Origin of the sequence: Shewanella sp. (assembly GCF_051658185.1) — a bacterium.
In the GTDB taxonomy this organism is placed as follows: Bacteria; Pseudomonadota; Gammaproteobacteria; order Enterobacterales; family Shewanellaceae; genus Shewanella.
In genome coordinates this window covers 1-16,265 of record NZ_JBOFMC010000162.1, presented here as the reverse complement: position 1 = coordinate 16,265, position 16,265 = coordinate 1, and the positions used below count along the sequence as shown (strand labels likewise).

Here is a 16,265-nt window from a genome sequence, read left to right as displayed (position 1 = left end):
AACATTGGTATTAAGTGCCAACTCTGCGTAAACTTTCGCTCCCATGTTTTAAGCGGTGTTGTGATGACCATTCCTAAGCCTTTTTCTTCCCCAGAGTCTTCCCCTGAGTCGTTAACCTTTGCCGAGCTAGGCTTAAATGCGGCGTTAATTACGGCCTTGCCTGCCAAGGTTGCGCTGCCTACGCGGGTGCAGCAATTGGCGATTCCGGCGATTTTGGCAGGGCGGGATGTGTTAGCGCTGTCGCAAACTGGGAGTGGTAAAACCCTCGCTTTTGGTTTGCCCCTGCTGCAAGCCGTTCATGAAGCCGTTCATCAAGCCATTCATCAACACATGGAACAACTTCTAGCGCCGCAACCCCCATTACCGAGCGCTAAATCAGGGGCGGAATCACCGGTGCTGGCATTGGTGCTGGTGCCGACGCGCGAGTTAGCGCAGCAGGTCACTAAGGCGCTGCAAGCGCTGGCGAGTCAGTTAGCACCGTTCCCTTTGAAGATTCAGCTCCTCTGTGGCGGCATTGCGCAGGAAGAGCAATTAGCTGAACTTGCCGCTAAGCCGCAGCTGGTGGTGGCCACCCCGGGGCGATTACTGGATTTATGTGAGCAGTCCCATATCAGCCTTGATTCGATTAAACACCTAGTGCTAGACGAAGCCGATCGTTTGCTGCAAATGGGCTTTTGGCCCGACATGCAAAAGCTACTGGCAATGATGCCTAAGCGTAAGCAAACCTTGTTGTTTTCTGCCACGCTGCCCGAGGATTTGGATGCTTTGGCGGGTAAATTGCTCACCCATCATCCGCTGCGGCTTGAGGCTCACTCGCGTAATTCGGTGACCGCCGCAATCGAAGAGCAGCTGTATTTAGTCAATAAGGGCAGTAAGGCGCAGGCATTAATCGCCCTATTAACACAATATCAATGGCCGCAGGTACTGGTGTTTATCAGTGCCCGTGATGATGTGGATGCCGTGGCTAAACGGTTGGTCAAGGCGGGAATTCGCGCTGCCGCGCTCCATGGTGAAAAAGATCAAACCGTGCGCAGCCAAACCTTGGCGGACTTTAAAGCCCATCGTATTCAAGTGTTGGTGGCGACCGATTTAATGGCGCGTGGCATTCATGTTGATGCCTTGCCGGTGGTGATCAACCTCGATTTGCCCACCAGTGCACCGGTGTATGTGCACCGCATTGGCCGCACCGCGCGAGCGGGGGCGAAAGGGCTGGCGATTTCCTTAGTGTGCCACGGTGAAATGCTCAGTTTAACCGCCATTCGTCGTTTAACTGAGCGCGAGTTACCTCTTGCGACGTTAGCCGAATTTCCGGTTACGGATAAGCCGAGTGCCAACAGTTTGCATCCTGCAGACGCTAAGGTTGAGCGTAAGCGAGCGCCGCGGGATAAACAGGCGAATCGCCGTAGTATTAATAAGCACAGCGCCAAAGCATTTAAGCCCAAGGGCTAACGCGCTAGTCCAAGGCGTTAACCATGTGACTCAACAATGTGAGTTATCAATGTGAGTCGTGAGTTTACAATCGGCAATTGGCATATGGGCTCGCACCTTGTAACATGCTGATAGGCAAGCGTTCTGCCTAACAATGGCAGGCGTTAACTCAATATTGGATGGGGGCGTTTTAGATGAAATCAATGATGTTGGCAGCAGTATTACTGGGCGCGGCGTTAGGGGTATCGGGCTGCGCGACCACACAGTCGCCCACGGGGCGCGGGCAAACCTTGCTCTATTCTCCTGCGCAGATGCAGCAAATGGGGGATGCTTCGTTTGCGGAAATGAAAAAGCAGCAAAAGCTGAGCAGCGATAAAAAGCTGACCCAATATGTGCAATGTGTCGCGAGCCGGATCACTTCTCAGCTGCCGGATCAAACCCAGCGTTGGGATGTGGTGTTGTTTGATTCTGAGCAGGTCAACGCGTTTGCGCTGCCGGGGGGCCATATTGGGGTGTATACCGGGCTGCTGAAGGTGGCCACTACGCCGGATCAATTGGCGACGGTGATTGGCCATGAGGTTGCCCATGTGCTGGCGCAACATGGCAATGAACAGGTTTCTCGCGGGCAATTAACCAATGTGGGGATGCAAATCGCCGATGTCGCATTAGGCGTGGGCGGAGTGGCTAATCGTAATGCCTATATGGCGGCCCTCGGACTGGGAGCGCAGGTGGGGATCATTTTACCTTTTGGGCGTGCCCAAGAGAGTGAGGCCGATATCATGGGCTTAGAGCTGATGGCGCGCGCAGGCTTTGATCCATCCCAAAGCGTGGTGCTGTGGCAAAATATGGCAAAAGTTGGCGGGAGCCAAGGGCCGCAATTTTTATCCACTCACCCATCAAACGAGCAGCGAATTGTGCAACTAGCACAATTGCAAACGCAGGTTCAGCCGCTTTATCAGCAGGCTTCCCCAGGAAAAAACCAATGCGTCTTGCCTCGTTAACCATGAAATATGCTGCGGGTTTATCAGCAGAGCGACAGGAACTATGGTAAACTGGCGCGCAAAATTCCACTGATCAATGAGAGTCATAAATTATGTCAGATAAATTCAGTACTGTTGAACAGCAAGCAAGCTACGGTGTAGGCCGTCAAATGGGTGAGCAATTAGCTGCCAATTCTTTTGAAGGTGTGGATATTGCTGCCGTACAAGCGGGCTTAGCCGATGCATTTGCCGGGCTTGAAAGTGCTGTCGCTATGCAAGATATGCAGGTTGCATTTACTGAAATTAGCCGCCGTCTGCAAGCTGCCCAAGAGCAAGCTGCCGCAGCTGCATCTGCTGAAGGTGATGCGTTTTTAGCGCAAAACGCTCAGCGTGCCGAGGTGACTGTGACCGAATCTGGTCTGCAATACGAAGTATTAGTTCAAGGTGATGGCGCTAAACCGACCTATGAAGATACCGTTCGCACTCACTACCATGGTTCTTTTATCAATGGTGAAGTGTTTGATAGTTCAGTGGTGCGTGGTCAACCAGCCGAGTTCCCCGTCTCTGGCGTGATCGCAGGTTGGACTGAAGCCCTGCAATTGATGCCAGTTGGCACTAAGTTAAAGCTGTATGTCCCACATCACTTAGCTTACGGTGAGCGTGGCGCGGGCGCTTCTATCCCGCCTTATTCCACATTAGTGTTTGAAGTGGAATTGTTAGACATCGTCTAATCTGATTGAAACGCCTAAGCCTGTCTTAGGCGTTTTTGTATAGCATGGCTGAACCGATTTTGAGGAGATACACATGGGTGGACAAGTGAGAGTTGCCATTGTCGGTGCGGGTGGTCGCATGGGGCGCACTCTTATTGAAGCAGCTTATCAACAAGATGCGATTCGACTGGGCGCGGCCATAGAACGTGCTGGCTCGAGTTTAATTGGCGTTGATGCGGGTGAGCTTGCGGGTGTGGGTAAGTTAAATGTCATCATTATGGATTCACTCGATTATGTGACTGATGACTTTGATGTGTTGATTGATTTCACCGCGCCCGAAGCCAGCATTGTCCACTTAGATTGGTGTGTGCGCCATAAAAAAGCCATGGTGATTGGCACCACGGGGTTTAATCATGCGCAAAAAGAGCAGATCAATGCCTTTGCCGAACAAACTCCGGTCGTGATGGCGCCAAACATGTCAGTTGGTGTGAATTTAATGTGGAAATTGCTTGAATTGGCCGCAGAGGTCATGGGCGATTACACCGATATCGAAATTATCGAAGGTCACCACCGCCATAAAAAAGATGCGCCTTCCGGTACCGCGTTAAAAATGGGTGAAGTGATCGCGAAGACTTTAGGGCGCGATTTAGAAAAATGTGCGGTTTATGGCCGTGAAGGGATCACCGGTGAGCGCGATCGTGAAACCATCGGTTTTGCGACCATTCGTGCCGGGGATTTAGTGGGTGAGCACACCGCCCTGTTTGCCGATATCGGTGAGCGGTTAGAGATCACTCACAAGGCGTCGAGCCGGATGACCTTTGCCAATGGCGCAATGCGTGCTGCTCAGTGGGTGGTGGAGCAAGAACCGGGCCTTTATGATATGCAGCAGGTTTTAGGCTTGAATTAATTAATAAAAAAACGCCAAAGTGGCGTTTTTTTTTGCACTTGGTTTGCAATGCATAGACGGATTTGTGTTTTTCCTATAAAATCGCTGGAATTTGTCAAAATTTCGTAAAACAGCGGAAATTGGTATCTTAGCACAAAACAAAATCATTACATTTCAGTGGCTTGGCTCTTTATGGAGGTCGCGTTGACAAAGTCTGCCTTACTCGTACTTGAAGATGGAACCGTATTCACTGGCACAGCAATTGGTGCCGATGGACTCTCTGTTGGTGAAGTTGTTTTTAACACTTCCATGACAGGTTACCAAGAAATTTTAACTGATCCATCCTATTCGCGCCAGATTGTAACATTAACCTACCCACACATAGGCAACACTGGTACCAATGATGAGGATATTGAATCCGATGGGGTTCACGCTTGTGGTCTTATCATTCGTGATCTTCCGCTCATCGCAAGCAGTTTCCGCAATCAACAAAGCTTAAGTGATTATCTTAAAGCCAACAATGTGGTTGGCATCGCCGATATTGATACCCGCAAGTTAACCCGTATTCTGCGTGAAAAAGGTGCGCAGGCTGGCTGTATTATGGCCGGTACCGAAGTGGATGCGGCTCAGGCCCTTGCTGCGGCTAAAGCGTTCCCCGGTTTAAAAGGCATGGATTTAGCCAAAGAGGTGACAACCGCGAAAGCTTATCAATGGCGTAAAGGGAGCTGGCGTTTAGTCGGTGGCTTGCCTGCAGACACGCCAGCAAGTGAGCTTAAATACAAAGTGGTTGCCTATGACTACGGTGTTAAGCAAAACATTCTGCGCATGTTGGTTGACCGTGGCTGCGATGTCACAGTCGTGCCTGCAAAAACCCCGGCATCCGAGGTGTTAGCGATGAATCCTGACGGGGTGTTCCTCTCGAACGGCCCAGGCGATCCAGCGCCTTGCGATTACGCGATTGAAGCGATTCAACAAATCTTAAAAACCGATACGCCGATTTTTGGGATCTGTTTAGGCCACCAGTTACTGGCATTGGCATCCGGCGCGAAAACCTTAAAGATGAAGTTTGGTCACCACGGTGCTAACCACCCGGTGAGCAATATTGAGCAAGGTAACGTGATGATCACCAGCCAAAACCACGGTTTTGCTGCTGATGAAGCCACCTTACCGGCCAATATTAAAGTGACTCATAAGTCACTGTTCGATGGTTCACTGCAAGGTATCCATTTAACCGATAAGCCTGCGTTTAGCTTCCAGGGACACCCAGAAGCGAGCCCAGGCCCGAACGATGCCGCGCCATTGTTCGATCATTTTATCGAGCTTATCGAAACATACCGTCAGAACGCCAAGTAGTACGCAAGCTAGGAGAAGAGAGAAGCAATGCCAAAACGTACAGATATCAAGAGTATTCTTATCCTAGGCGCCGGCCCAATTGTGATTGGTCAGGCATGTGAATTTGATTATTCCGGCGCTCAGGCGTGTAAAGCCCTGCGTGAAGAGGGTTACCGTGTCATTCTGGTGAACTCTAACCCCGCCACCATTATGACCGACCCTGAAATGGCCGATGCGACCTATATCGAGCCAATCCACTGGGAAGTGGTGCGCAATATTATTGCGAAAGAGCGCCCCGATGCGATTTTGCCGACCATGGGCGGTCAAACCGCGCTCAACTGCGCCTTAGAATTAGAAGCTAAAGGTGTCTTGGCTGAATTTAATGTTGAAATGATTGGTGCCACCGCCGACGCCATCGACAAAGCCGAAGATCGTAGCCGTTTTGACCAAGCGATGAAACGCATTGGTTTAGAATGTCCTCGTGCAGGTATCGCCCACAGCATGGAAGAGGCCTACAAGGTACTCGACCAAGTGGGATTCCCTTGTATTATCCGCCCTTCATTTACTATGGGTGGTTCAGGCGGTGGTATCGCCTATAACAAGGAAGAGTTCGAAGAGATCTGCTCTCAAGGCTTAGATTTATCGCCCACCAAAGAGCTGCTTATCGACGAGAGCCTCATCGGTTGGAAAGAATACGAGATGGAAGTGGTGCGTGACCGTAACGACAACTGCATCATCGTCTGTTCTATCGAAAACTTCGACCCAATGGGCGTGCACACTGGCGACTCTATTACCGTAGCACCCGCGCAAACGCTGACCGATAAAGAATACCAATTGATGCGTAACGCCTCTATGGCAGTACTGCGTGAGATTGGTGTGGAGACCGGTGGTTCCAACGTTCAGTTTGGTATCAACCCGAAAGATGGTCGTATGGTCATCATCGAGATGAACCCACGGGTATCGCGTTCATCGGCACTGGCATCAAAAGCAACCGGCTTCCCGATTGCGAAAATCGCTGCCAAGTTAGCGGTCGGTTTCACCCTCGATGAGCTGATGAATGACATCACTGGCGGTCGCACGCCGGCGTCGTTCGAGCCTGCAATCGACTATGTGGTGACTAAAGTCCCTCGTTTTAACTTTGAAAAGTTCGCCGGTTCCAACGATCGCTTAACCACCCAGATGAAGTCTGTGGGTGAAGTGATGGCCATTGGCCGTACTTTCCAAGAGTCTTTACAAAAAGCTCTGCGTGGCCTTGAAGTTAGCCGCCATGGCCTCGATCCCATCACCGATTTAGCTAAGCCTGATGCTTTAGCCCGTATTCGCCTTGAGCTCAAAGAGCCAGGTTGTGACCGCATTTGGTACATTGCCGATGCGATGCGTGCAGGGTTAACCTTGGATGAAATCTTCCGCCTGACCAATATTGACCCTTGGTTCTTGGTGCAAATTGAAGAGCTCATCCAATTAGAAGGTCAAGTGGCTGACGTTGGCTTGGCGGGATTAAACGAAGACTTACTGCGTAAACTGAAACGCAAAGGCTTTGCCGATGCGCGTTTAGCCGCCGTTTTAGGTGTCAGTGAAGCCGAAGTGCGCAAATTGCGCGATCGCTTTAATCTGCACCCTGTCTACAAACGCGTGGATACCTGCGCCGCTGAGTTTGCCACTGACACCGCTTACATGTACTCAACCTATGAGGAAGAGTGTGAGGCTAACCCCTCTGACCGTGAGAAAATCATGGTATTGGGTGGTGGTCCAAACCGTATTGGTCAAGGTATCGAGTTCGACTATTGCTGTGTGCATGCGGCGCTAGCGCTGCGTGAAGACGGTTACGAAACCATTATGGTGAACTGTAACCCTGAAACCGTGTCAACCGACTACGACACCTCAGATCGTCTGTACTTCGAGCCCGTCACATTAGAAGACGTGTTAGAAATCGTCCGTATCGAGAAGCCAAAAGGCGTTATCGTGCAGTACGGTGGTCAAACACCGCTGAAACTGGCTCGCGCCCTTGAGGCGGCGGGAGTGCCAATTATCGGTACTAGCCCAGATGCGATTGACCGCGCGGAAGACCGTGAGCGTTTCCAACAGGCGATTCAACGCTTAGAGATGAAGCAGCCGGAAAACGATACCGTGACCACGGTAGAAGGTGCGGTGATTGCTGCTGAGCGTATCGGTTATCCGCTGGTGGTGCGCCCATCCTATGTACTGGGCGGCCGTGCGATGGAAATCGTGTACGATCAACAGGACTTACTGCGCTACTTTAACGAAGCGGTCAGTGTGTCTAACGCGTCTCCAGTACTGTTAGATCACTTCTTAGACGATGCTATCGAAGTGGATATCGACGCTGTTTGTGACGGTGAAACCGTGGTTATCGGCGCCATCATGGAGCATATCGAGCAGGCGGGCGTGCACTCAGGTGACTCTGGTTGTTCTTTGCCACCTTACACCTTAAGCCAAGAAATCCAAGATCGCATGCGCGTGCAAGTCGGCAAGTTGGCGATGGAACTCGGTGTAGTCGGTCTGATGAACGTACAGTTTGCCGTAAAAGATAACGAAATCTACATGATTGAAGTTAACCCACGCGCGGCCCGTACTGTGCCATTTGTGTCCAAGGCGACTGGCGTACCGTTAGCGAAGATTGCTGCGCGCGTGATGGCGGGCCAAAGCTTGAAGTCGCAAAACTTTACTGAAGAAGTGATCCCGCCTTTCTACTCTGTGAAAGAAGTGGTCCTGCCATTCAACAAGTTCCCTGGCGTTGACCCACTGTTAGGCCCAGAAATGCGCTCAACCGGTGAGGTCATGGGTGTGGGCGATACCTTCGCCGAAGCCTATGCGAAGGCGCAGTTAGGGGCGACGTCTGAAGTGCCTAAATCTGGCCGTGCGCTACTGTCTGTGCGTAACAGCGACAAGAAACGCGTTGCCGACTTAGCCGCTAAGCTGATTGAGCTGGGTTATCAAATCGATGCGACCCACGGTACAGCGGTTATCCTTGGTGAAGCGGGGATCAACCCTCGCTTAGTGAACAAGGTACACGAAGGTCGTCCACACATTCTTGACCGTATCAAGAACGGTGAATACACCTATATCGTGAACACGACTGAAGGCCGTCAAGCGATTGAAGACTCACGGCAATTACGCCGCGGCGCCCTGCGTTACAAGGTGAACTACACCACGACCATGAACGCCGCATTTGCCACCTGTATGGCCCATGCTGCTGACGATCGTACCAATGTGACCTCAGTGCAAGAGCTGCATCAACGCATATTGGCAAAATAAGCCAAGGCGTTAATTCTGTCCATTAAGGCCGTATACCTTAGGTTATACGGCCTTATTTTTTGTGGATATTATCCACCCTTGGAAAGCGAATGCCCCCTATTGCTGCACCAGTCGTCAAGGCCGATAGTTTTATTGCGCCGCCCTGTGAAGGGCAGATCCGCATTCTTTATCAAGATAGCGATATTTTACTGATCGATAAGCCGAGCGGATTATTAAGCTTATCGGGCAAAAATCCACGCAACTTAGATTCAGTGCATTATCGCCTAGTACAGGATTTTCCGGGGGCGACCCTAGTACACCGCCTCGATTTTGGCACCTCAGGAATTATGCTCGTGGCGCTCAACAAGGCTGTAAATGGCTTATTGACTAAGCAGTTTCAAGCGCGCACTGTGCAAAAATATTACACCGCCTTGCTCCATGGGCACCTCGCCGAGGACAGCGGACTGATTGAGCTGCCAATCGCGAAGGATAGCGACCATTTCCCATTACAAAAAATTTGTCACAGCAGCGGTAAAGCCGCGCTGACTCACTACCAAGTGCTGGAGCGCTTAACGGTGCCTTTTGCCACGCGGGTGAAATTTACCCCAATCTCAGGTCGTACCCATCAACTGCGGATCCATAGCCAGCAACTCGGCCACTCTATTTTGGGTTGTGATTTGTATGGTGGTGTCGGTGCCAGTGCCAGCGCGCAGGTAAGCGCAAACATGGTGAAGGGGGGGGATGGTGAGGCTGTTTCTCATCAGCGGCTGATGCTCCATGCCACCGGTTTAGCTTTTATCCATCCAATAACTGGCTCGCCGATGGCGTGGGTTTGTGAATGCCCATTTTAGTTACAGGCAGGGGGTATCGATGTGATGCATCCCCTAAGCGTCGCGTTTACACCTAGGTTGTCGCGAGCATGATTTTCGCACAGCCGCTAGCGTCGGCGATTTGGACGTATTGATAGCACATGAAAGGGATAGGTGCATTGCAGAAGGGATAGGTGCATTTCAGAGGGGATAATCTTATAGGATAAGCATTGTCGCTAACGGAGTGCATCGCGACTGTAGCTAGATAATACAGCTTGGCCAGGGCATCCCCTGGCCAGAACACTTGGTTTATTAAGTGGTGTTGAACCTAGCCGCTAGTTGCGCTCAGCTTCGCGCATCAGGTTATCGAGGCAATGCACGACACGCATGCTGGAGTCTTCCATGTGGTGCAACTGTTTGACCATCTCGATGAGATCCCCTTTATTGCGCGCCAAGAGCGCCGCTTTGCCTGCCTCATGTACCGCCTTGTGCGGTGCATCTAGCGCTTTAAATTGGCTGAGATGTTGATAATTCTGGGCGCCATAACCATTGCTGTACCATTGACCTAGGCGACACTCAGTATGGGAGCTGAGATGCTGATTGGGATTAGGTTTTTCGACCAATTGATAGACGCTGCTCTTCCACACGGCGTGATCGAGTTTCGTGGTATTGAGGAAGGAGGCCGTGGCCGCGTTATGGATCACCAATTGCATCTTATGGGAGCGCTGTAATACCTCCTCAACCACTTGGCCAATTTGGGTTGATGAGGCACCAATATCCACGGCACTCACTTGATTATTATTCACAATATTTTTGATATCCGATGCTTGAGCAACAATTTGCTTAACCAGTTTTTCTATTTGGCTGCTGGCTTCATGGGCTTTGCTGGCCAGCTGCCGTACTTCGTCGGCAACCACCGCAAATCCGCGGCCAGCTTCACCAGCGCGAGCCGCTTCGATGGCGGCATTGAGTGCCAGTAAATTGGTTTGTTCAGAAATACCTTGAATCGCAGCGACAAACTGGTTAATTGAGGAGGTGGTGGCATCAAGCTCCACAACCGCCTGCATACTTTGTTCTGCCTGTTGATTAATGTTCGCTGCTCGAATGCCTAAGTTATTAATGGCATTACGAGTTTGGTCGAAGATTTTTTCAAGTTCAAAGAGGGACTTTTCTTCATCGGTCAGTAGCTCAGCACTGGTGGCTAGGCCATCACGAATGGTGTTGAGCATGTTGCCGCCGAGGTTTTGACAGGCGATGACCTCATTAAACTGATCTGAGGTTTGACGTGATTGTTGCTGCATGATTTCGTTCTCTCTGGCCATGGCCTTGAGCTCATCGATTTCCAGCTGATATTGATGCTGCTGCTCTACAAGTTGCTGTTTTAGCTGAACGTTTTCTGCTTTGAGCTTGGAGTTAAACCACATAAAAACCTCTAAACTTTGTTTATCAATTATTCAATCACGCGTGAAGCCGCACGATACCGTGCGAAACCAAGCTAACCCGTTAATATCGTTTGTTAAAATTTCTTTTTATAAATTATTTAATGTTAACCGCGCGAATGTTAGCTGAACCGCGCACTGAATTCTTCTGTTTTTTCAATAGAATGATTAAATGATGACGAAGAGCAAATAAACTCACCATTAGGTGAGGACGTGCAGCGTATGTTGTTCGCTGGTGCGCGCTGAAATGCGGGATATTGACTGGGGTGGCAATAGTTTGGGGTCGCTCTGTGACATGTTTCAGGCCAGCGCGTTGAGCCACATGTTAGCGATATCGCGCGTTGAATTTCGTCATCGTTGCTCACGCTTCGGCGCACTTTTAACCGTGATTCGCCGTGAACTGTGAGTGGTGCCGCCTTAGCATGGGCTGCCTGCGCCATTTAGTGCGGGTTTAGGCGCAAAATAGGGTATGATCCTAAGTCTATTTGTAAAGTACGCCAGCTTTATTAGGCCATTTTCGGGAGCTGCTCGCACTCAAAGGGCATAGGGTATATTATCCGTCTCCCGTTTTTGACGGCACTTTTCAGCAAGCGGTACTTTTTCAGCAAACGGCAGCTTTTAACAGCGGCACCATTTCAAAGGCAAGACTATGGCTAGCAGAATCAAACTTAAACCTGGGCGAGAAAAGTCACTTGAGCGCCACCATCCTTGGGTATTTTCTAATGCAATTCATAATATTAAAGGAAAGCCTGAGGCCGGCGAAACCGTTGATGTGGTTGCCCATGATGGCCATTGGTTAGGCCGCGGCGCTTGGTCACCCGAGTCGCAAATCCAAGTGCGGATTTGGACTTTTAATCGTGAAGAGCAAATCGACCGCGATTTTTTTGCAAGGCGCTTACAGCGTGCGCAATTGGGCCGTAATGATTTAATTCGTGAGCAAGGGTTAACGGGCTATCGCTTGATTGCCGCCGAGTCCGATGGCTTGCCGGGGATCACCATAGACAAATATGCCAATGTCATTGTTTGCCAATTGCTCAGTACTGGCGCGGAATATTGGCGCGATACCTTAGTCGAGTTACTGGCCGAGCAGTACCCTGATTGTGCAATTTACGAGCGCTCCGACGTGGACTCGCGTAAAAAAGAAGGTCTGCTCCCGGTGACGGGCTTATTGCACGGTAATTTACCCGCCATGCCGGTCGTGATTGAAGAAAATGGGATCAAGATCGCCGTGGATGTGACTAAGGGGCATAAGACGGGGTTTTATCTGGATCAGCGGGATAATCGTGCCATTGCCGCCCGCTTTGTGAAGGGCAAATCCGTACTCAATTGTTTTTGTTATACCGGAACCTTTGGCTTGTATGCCGCTAAGGCCGGCGCCGCGAGCATTGAGAACGTCGACGTTTCTTCCTTGGCCCTTGCTACCGCGCAGTTAAATATGCGCCTCAATGACTTAAATGATGAGCATGTGCATTATCACGAAGCCGATGTGTTTAAGTTGCTGCGCCAATACCGTGATGAGGGTAAAACCTTCGATGTGATCGTGCTTGACCCGCCAAAGTTTGCCGATAACAAGGCCCAATTAAATGGTGCCTGTCGTGGCTATAAAGATATCAATATGATTGCCTTGCAGTTGCTTAATCCGGGTGGGGTGTTATTAACCTTCTCCTGCTCAGGCTTAATGCCGGCGGATCTGTTCCAAAAAATTGTGGCCGATGCGGCGTTAGATGCAAAGCGTGAAATACAGTTTATCGAGCGCTTAAGTCAAGCCAGCGATCATCCCATTGGTGGCGCCTTCCCTGAAGGATTTTACCTTAAAGGTCTTGTTGCGAGAGCTTGGTAACCCTGATAGGCGTTGGGGGGGGGCCCCTCGATAGCGATAAGTTTGCGCTGTGACTCGGTCGCTTGCAGCTTAATTTAGGCCCCTTGTGCGAAGGTGCTTGTTATCACTCAGGTGAGTTAAGCGCCTTGCTCTCAACCGTCTTGGAGGGCTGCAAACTGAGCTGATGGATGGTTTATCAGCTTAAGGTATCGCTTAAACCCGCTCTCCACTTTTGTATCAAAAAATGGCATCAAAAAATGCCAGCCACTTGCTGAAGTGGCTGGCATTGTTATATGGGTTGTTATTACGGGCATGCTTGTTATGGGCATGCTTGTCACGGTTGCTGATCGCCGCAGTTGGGGGCGACAATATCCGCGATAGCGCTCCGCTATTTGGCGATAATCGTATTGACTCCGTTAGGCGTGCCAACGAGCAACACATCTGCGCCACGTTTGGCAAATAGGCCGTTAGTCACTACGCCGACAATCCCATTAATTTTATCTTCTAATTCTTTTGGATTGAGGATCTTAAGATTGTATACATCGAGGATCACGTTACCGTTATCGGTCACCACGCCTTCACGATACACAGGATCGCCGCCTAATTTGACTAACTGACGGGCCACATAGGAGCGCGCCATAGGTATCACCTCAACAGGCAGCGGGAACTCGCCGAGGATGTCAACTTGCTTGGTGTTATCAACGATACAGATAAACTTGTCTGCCACCGCGGCGACAATCTTTTCGCGGGTTAATGCTGCGCCGCCACCCTTGATCATGTCCATGTGGCCGTTAATTTCATCGGCACCATCAACATACACAGATAAACGATCGACACTGTTTAGGTCATACACGGGGATGCCAAGGGCTTTCAATTTTTGAGTGGATGCCTCGGAGCTGGAGACCGCCGCTTCGATATCGAATTTCATGGTTGCCAGTGCATCAATAAAGTGATTCACGGTCGATCCTGTACCAACTCCTACAATACTGTCTCTTTCAACGTATTTGAGTGCAGCCCAGGCGGCAGCTTTTTTCATTTCATCTTGAGTCATAGTGACATCCTGTTACGGCAATGAGTAAAAATTGGGGCTTAGTATACTCTTTTTCGGCTAATCATGTGGTGTTATTAAGATGATGTTATGACTCAATGGTGTCATTGCGCCATTTGGGGTATATCCTAGATATTACTATCAGATAGCCAGGTCAGCAGGATTGCACTGAGTATCGTCGTTGGACGCCGCCGCTCGGCGCTTGGTTAAGTCATAGAGAGATACGTATTGCATCACACTTAAGCTAACATGAATCCATCACAAGGATATAAGGAAGTATTTATGGCAGGGGCAAGTTTATTAACCTTACTCGACGATATTGCATCAATTTTGGATGATATTGCGGTAATGAGTAAGATGGCAGCAAAAAAAACGGCGGGGGTTTTAGGTGATGATTTAGCCCTAAATGCCCAGCAAGTGACAGGGGTTAGCGCCGATAGGGAATTACCTGTGGTGTGGGCGGTGGCCTTAGGCTCATTTCGCAATAAATTGATTTTAGTTCCAGCAGCGATGCTGATCAGCGCCTTTATTCCCTGGGCGGTAACGCCCTTGTTGATGTTTGGTGGACTATTTTTGTGTTATGAAGGGTTTGAAAAACTGCATCACAGTTATCAACACCATAAAGACAAACAACAGCATCAGCACACCACCGAAACCCCGCTCGCTCAACACACCGATTTAGCCACCTATGAGGCTGAAAAAGTCAAAGGTGCCATCCGCACCGATTTTGTTCTTTCGGCTGAAATTATTGCCATTACCTTGGGTGTGGTGGCTGATATGCCACTATCGACGCAGTTTTTTACCTTAGCCGTGATTAGCATGGTGATGACCATCGGCGTATATGGACTCGTTGCCGCCATTGTGAAAATGGATGATGCGGGTTTGTATCTTAGTCAGCGCCAAGGTCAAACGTTGATGATGCAATTGAATCGTAAACTGGGTTTTGCGCTATTAAATGCCGCCCCTCTATTGATGAAGAGCCTAAGCATTATTGGTACTGCTGCCATGTTTATGGTGGGGGGCGGGATTTTAACCCATGGCATTCATCGCATTGGTGAGCAGATCCATCTTGTCCAGCAAGCGGTAGACTCTTTAGCGATGATAGGACCGTTACTTGGATTAGTTGTGCCAAGCATACTGAATGGCCTCGTTGGGGTATTGGCGGGGGCCATTGCGGTGGTTGCCATGGCAGGAATTACGCGCCTGCGCGGTTGACGAGTTTAAGGCTGTTGGCGGGATTGCGGCCATTGGCGCGTTAGCATGGCACTTACGGTTTTGGTGCGTTAGCGCGGAGGGAAGCCATCGTGATGCCAATAAAAAAAGGGGCTGTTAGTGGGGATTGCAACTGCATTGCTGCCAAAAGAGCCCGCTGGCATAAGGGAATTAAGTTAACGTTACTGACCGCAGCACTTTTTAAATTTTTGGCCGCTACCGCAAACACATGCCTCATTGCGGTTTGGTTTTTTGGCAAAGGTCGTGGTCTTAGGTTTATTGAGCAATCCTTCTAAGGCAACGATATCTTCCGCCACCTCTGGATTGATTTCGATATGGGCGAACAATTGGTGCAACTCGACCATGGCGGCCACTTCGAGTTTACGCGCTTCGCTGCCAACCACCAGCGCGAGAGGAGAGGCTTCGCTGCCCGGTTTAGTCACGCGTTTGGTGTTGTAACCGTAACTTTCGTGTTTCGGCTTAGGTGTGCGGCGGCCTTTAAAGAAAAATTTGTCAGACATGGGCGATCCTATATAAAGGGTGGATAGGTGAGTGGATGAAATTGACGACGCTTATACTATAAAAGCCTTGGTTTATAAATCGAACGGCGATTTATTTTCAATAACTGCGGGCGCGCCCCTCTGCCTTACTGCAACATGGTCGCCAATTGATTGATGGCAGACATCGCGCCGCTTGCTCAAGCGCGGCGAAAAGTGTCTAAACCTCTTAAATCGTCTTAAATCGTCTTAAATCGTCGCGAAAGTTGACATTGGTTGAGCACAAATGAGCATGAATATCGCTCGATACATGCGTTTATCGTCTCGACAAGGACTCTTAATCTTCATGATTGGCAGCCTTAGCGGGATAATGCCCGCGAGTTGGCCTGGCCGTTATGGTGGGTTTTTCGGCGTGATGGCGTAAAATTCAACAACGTGGCTGCCACTTGTTTGAAAATTCCTCAGTTAACCGGCTTTGTTATAAAAAGTCCTTTACCTTTGGGAGTGCTTTTAGCATAATGCCCCACGTCAACAGGGGTGTAGTTCCAATTGGTAGAACAGCGGTCTCCAAAACCGATGGTTGCGGGTTCGAGTCCTGCCACCCCTGCCAAATAAAACAACGGCTTGCATAGAAATATGCGAGCCGTTTTCTTATGTGTAAAAAATGTCACCTCAACATCCGCCGCGAGTGTGTGCCCCTGTTAACGAGCATAAGGGGCTAGATTCATTGCACAGAATGCATTGCCTGGCTTGTGGTTTTTTTATGCCGCCGTGAATGAAGATGCTTAAGGGATGATCTGAGTTATTCACTCAGTAAGCTTCGTAGCATCCAGGCATTCTTTTCATGCAGTTG

Annotated in this window: 12 protein-coding genes and 1 tRNA gene; 10 read left to right on the top strand and 3 right to left on the bottom strand. The window is 50.0% G+C overall.

What is annotated here, in order from left to right; all coding sequences use genetic code 11:
• Positions 1 to 63 precede the first annotated feature (63 nt).
• The 7 genes from ACRCZA_RS06765 (at position 64) to ACRCZA_RS06735 (ending at position 9,439) form a co-directional block, all read left to right on the top strand.
• Positions 64 to 1,449, top strand: a complete 1,386-nt coding sequence (locus ACRCZA_RS06765; RefSeq protein WP_438673692.1) for a DEAD/DEAH box helicase — start codon at positions 64 to 66, stop codon at positions 1,447 to 1,449.
• A gap of 173 nt (positions 1,450 to 1,622) precedes the next feature.
• Positions 1,623 to 2,429 carry a M48 family metallopeptidase gene (locus tag ACRCZA_RS06760; protein ID WP_438673691.1) on the top strand — a complete coding sequence of 269 codons (807 nt, stop codon included), beginning with the start codon at positions 1,623 to 1,625 and terminating at the stop codon, positions 2,427 to 2,429.
• Positions 2,430 to 2,521: 92 nt separating this feature from the next.
• Positions 2,522 to 3,139, top strand: coding sequence for an FKBP-type peptidyl-prolyl cis-trans isomerase (locus tag ACRCZA_RS06755; RefSeq protein ID WP_438673690.1), 618 nt, complete (start codon positions 2,522 to 2,524; stop codon positions 3,137 to 3,139).
• 73 nt (positions 3,140 to 3,212) lie between these two features.
• The gene (dapB, locus tag ACRCZA_RS06750; RefSeq protein WP_438673689.1) at positions 3,213 to 4,025 is read left to right on the top strand and encodes a 4-hydroxy-tetrahydrodipicolinate reductase; all 813 of its coding nucleotides are present in this window, start codon (positions 3,213 to 3,215) and stop codon (positions 4,023 to 4,025) included.
• Between the two features lie 171 nt (positions 4,026 to 4,196).
• Complete coding sequence (carA, locus tag ACRCZA_RS06745) at positions 4,197 to 5,357, top strand: glutamine-hydrolyzing carbamoyl-phosphate synthase small subunit (RefSeq protein WP_438673688.1); 1,161 nt, start codon at positions 4,197 to 4,199, stop codon at positions 5,355 to 5,357.
• Positions 5,358 to 5,384: 27 nt separating this feature from the next.
• Positions 5,385 to 8,609, top strand: coding sequence for a carbamoyl-phosphate synthase large subunit (gene carB / locus ACRCZA_RS06740; protein WP_438673687.1), 3,225 nt, complete (start codon positions 5,385 to 5,387; stop codon positions 8,607 to 8,609).
• An 89-nt stretch (positions 8,610 to 8,698) separates the two neighbouring features.
• Positions 8,699 to 9,439: an RluA family pseudouridine synthase gene (locus ACRCZA_RS06735; RefSeq protein ID WP_438673686.1), complete on the top strand. Its 741-nt coding sequence runs from the start codon at positions 8,699 to 8,701 to the stop codon at positions 9,437 to 9,439.
• Positions 9,440 to 9,732: 293 nt separating this feature from the next.
• On the opposite strand, the gene ACRCZA_RS06730 is transcribed toward ACRCZA_RS06735, so the two are convergent.
• Complete coding sequence (locus ACRCZA_RS06730) at positions 9,733 to 10,821, bottom strand: methyl-accepting chemotaxis protein (RefSeq protein ID WP_438673685.1); 1,089 nt, start codon at positions 10,819 to 10,821, stop codon at positions 9,733 to 9,735.
• A 664-nt stretch (positions 10,822 to 11,485) separates the two neighbouring features.
• Between ACRCZA_RS06730 and ACRCZA_RS06725 the strand changes: the two genes are divergently transcribed.
• Positions 11,486 to 12,676, top strand: a complete 1,191-nt coding sequence (locus ACRCZA_RS06725) for a class I SAM-dependent rRNA methyltransferase (protein WP_438673684.1) — start codon at positions 11,486 to 11,488, stop codon at positions 12,674 to 12,676.
• A gap of 367 nt (positions 12,677 to 13,043) precedes the next feature.
• Here ACRCZA_RS06725 and rpiA read toward each other — a convergent pair whose 3' ends face one another.
• Positions 13,044 to 13,706, bottom strand: a complete 663-nt coding sequence (gene rpiA / locus ACRCZA_RS06720; RefSeq protein ID WP_438673683.1) for a ribose-5-phosphate isomerase RpiA — start codon at positions 13,704 to 13,706, stop codon at positions 13,044 to 13,046.
• 279 nt (positions 13,707 to 13,985) lie between these two features.
• Between rpiA and ACRCZA_RS06715 the strand changes: the two genes are divergently transcribed.
• Entirely contained in the window at positions 13,986 to 14,918 is a 933-nt protein-coding gene (locus ACRCZA_RS06715; RefSeq protein WP_438673682.1) for a DUF808 domain-containing protein, read from the top strand.
• A 179-nt stretch (positions 14,919 to 15,097) separates the two neighbouring features.
• Here the strand turns inward: ACRCZA_RS06715 and ACRCZA_RS06710 are convergent, their stop codons facing one another.
• Entirely contained in the window at positions 15,098 to 15,436 is a 339-nt protein-coding gene (locus ACRCZA_RS06710) for a PBPRA1643 family SWIM/SEC-C metal-binding motif protein (RefSeq protein WP_438673681.1), read from the bottom strand.
• Between the two features lie 509 nt (positions 15,437 to 15,945).
• On the opposite strand from ACRCZA_RS06710, the gene ACRCZA_RS06705 reads away from it, so the two are divergent.
• Positions 15,946 to 16,022, top strand: a tRNA-Trp gene (locus ACRCZA_RS06705).
• Positions 16,023 to 16,265: the final 243 nt, after the last annotated feature.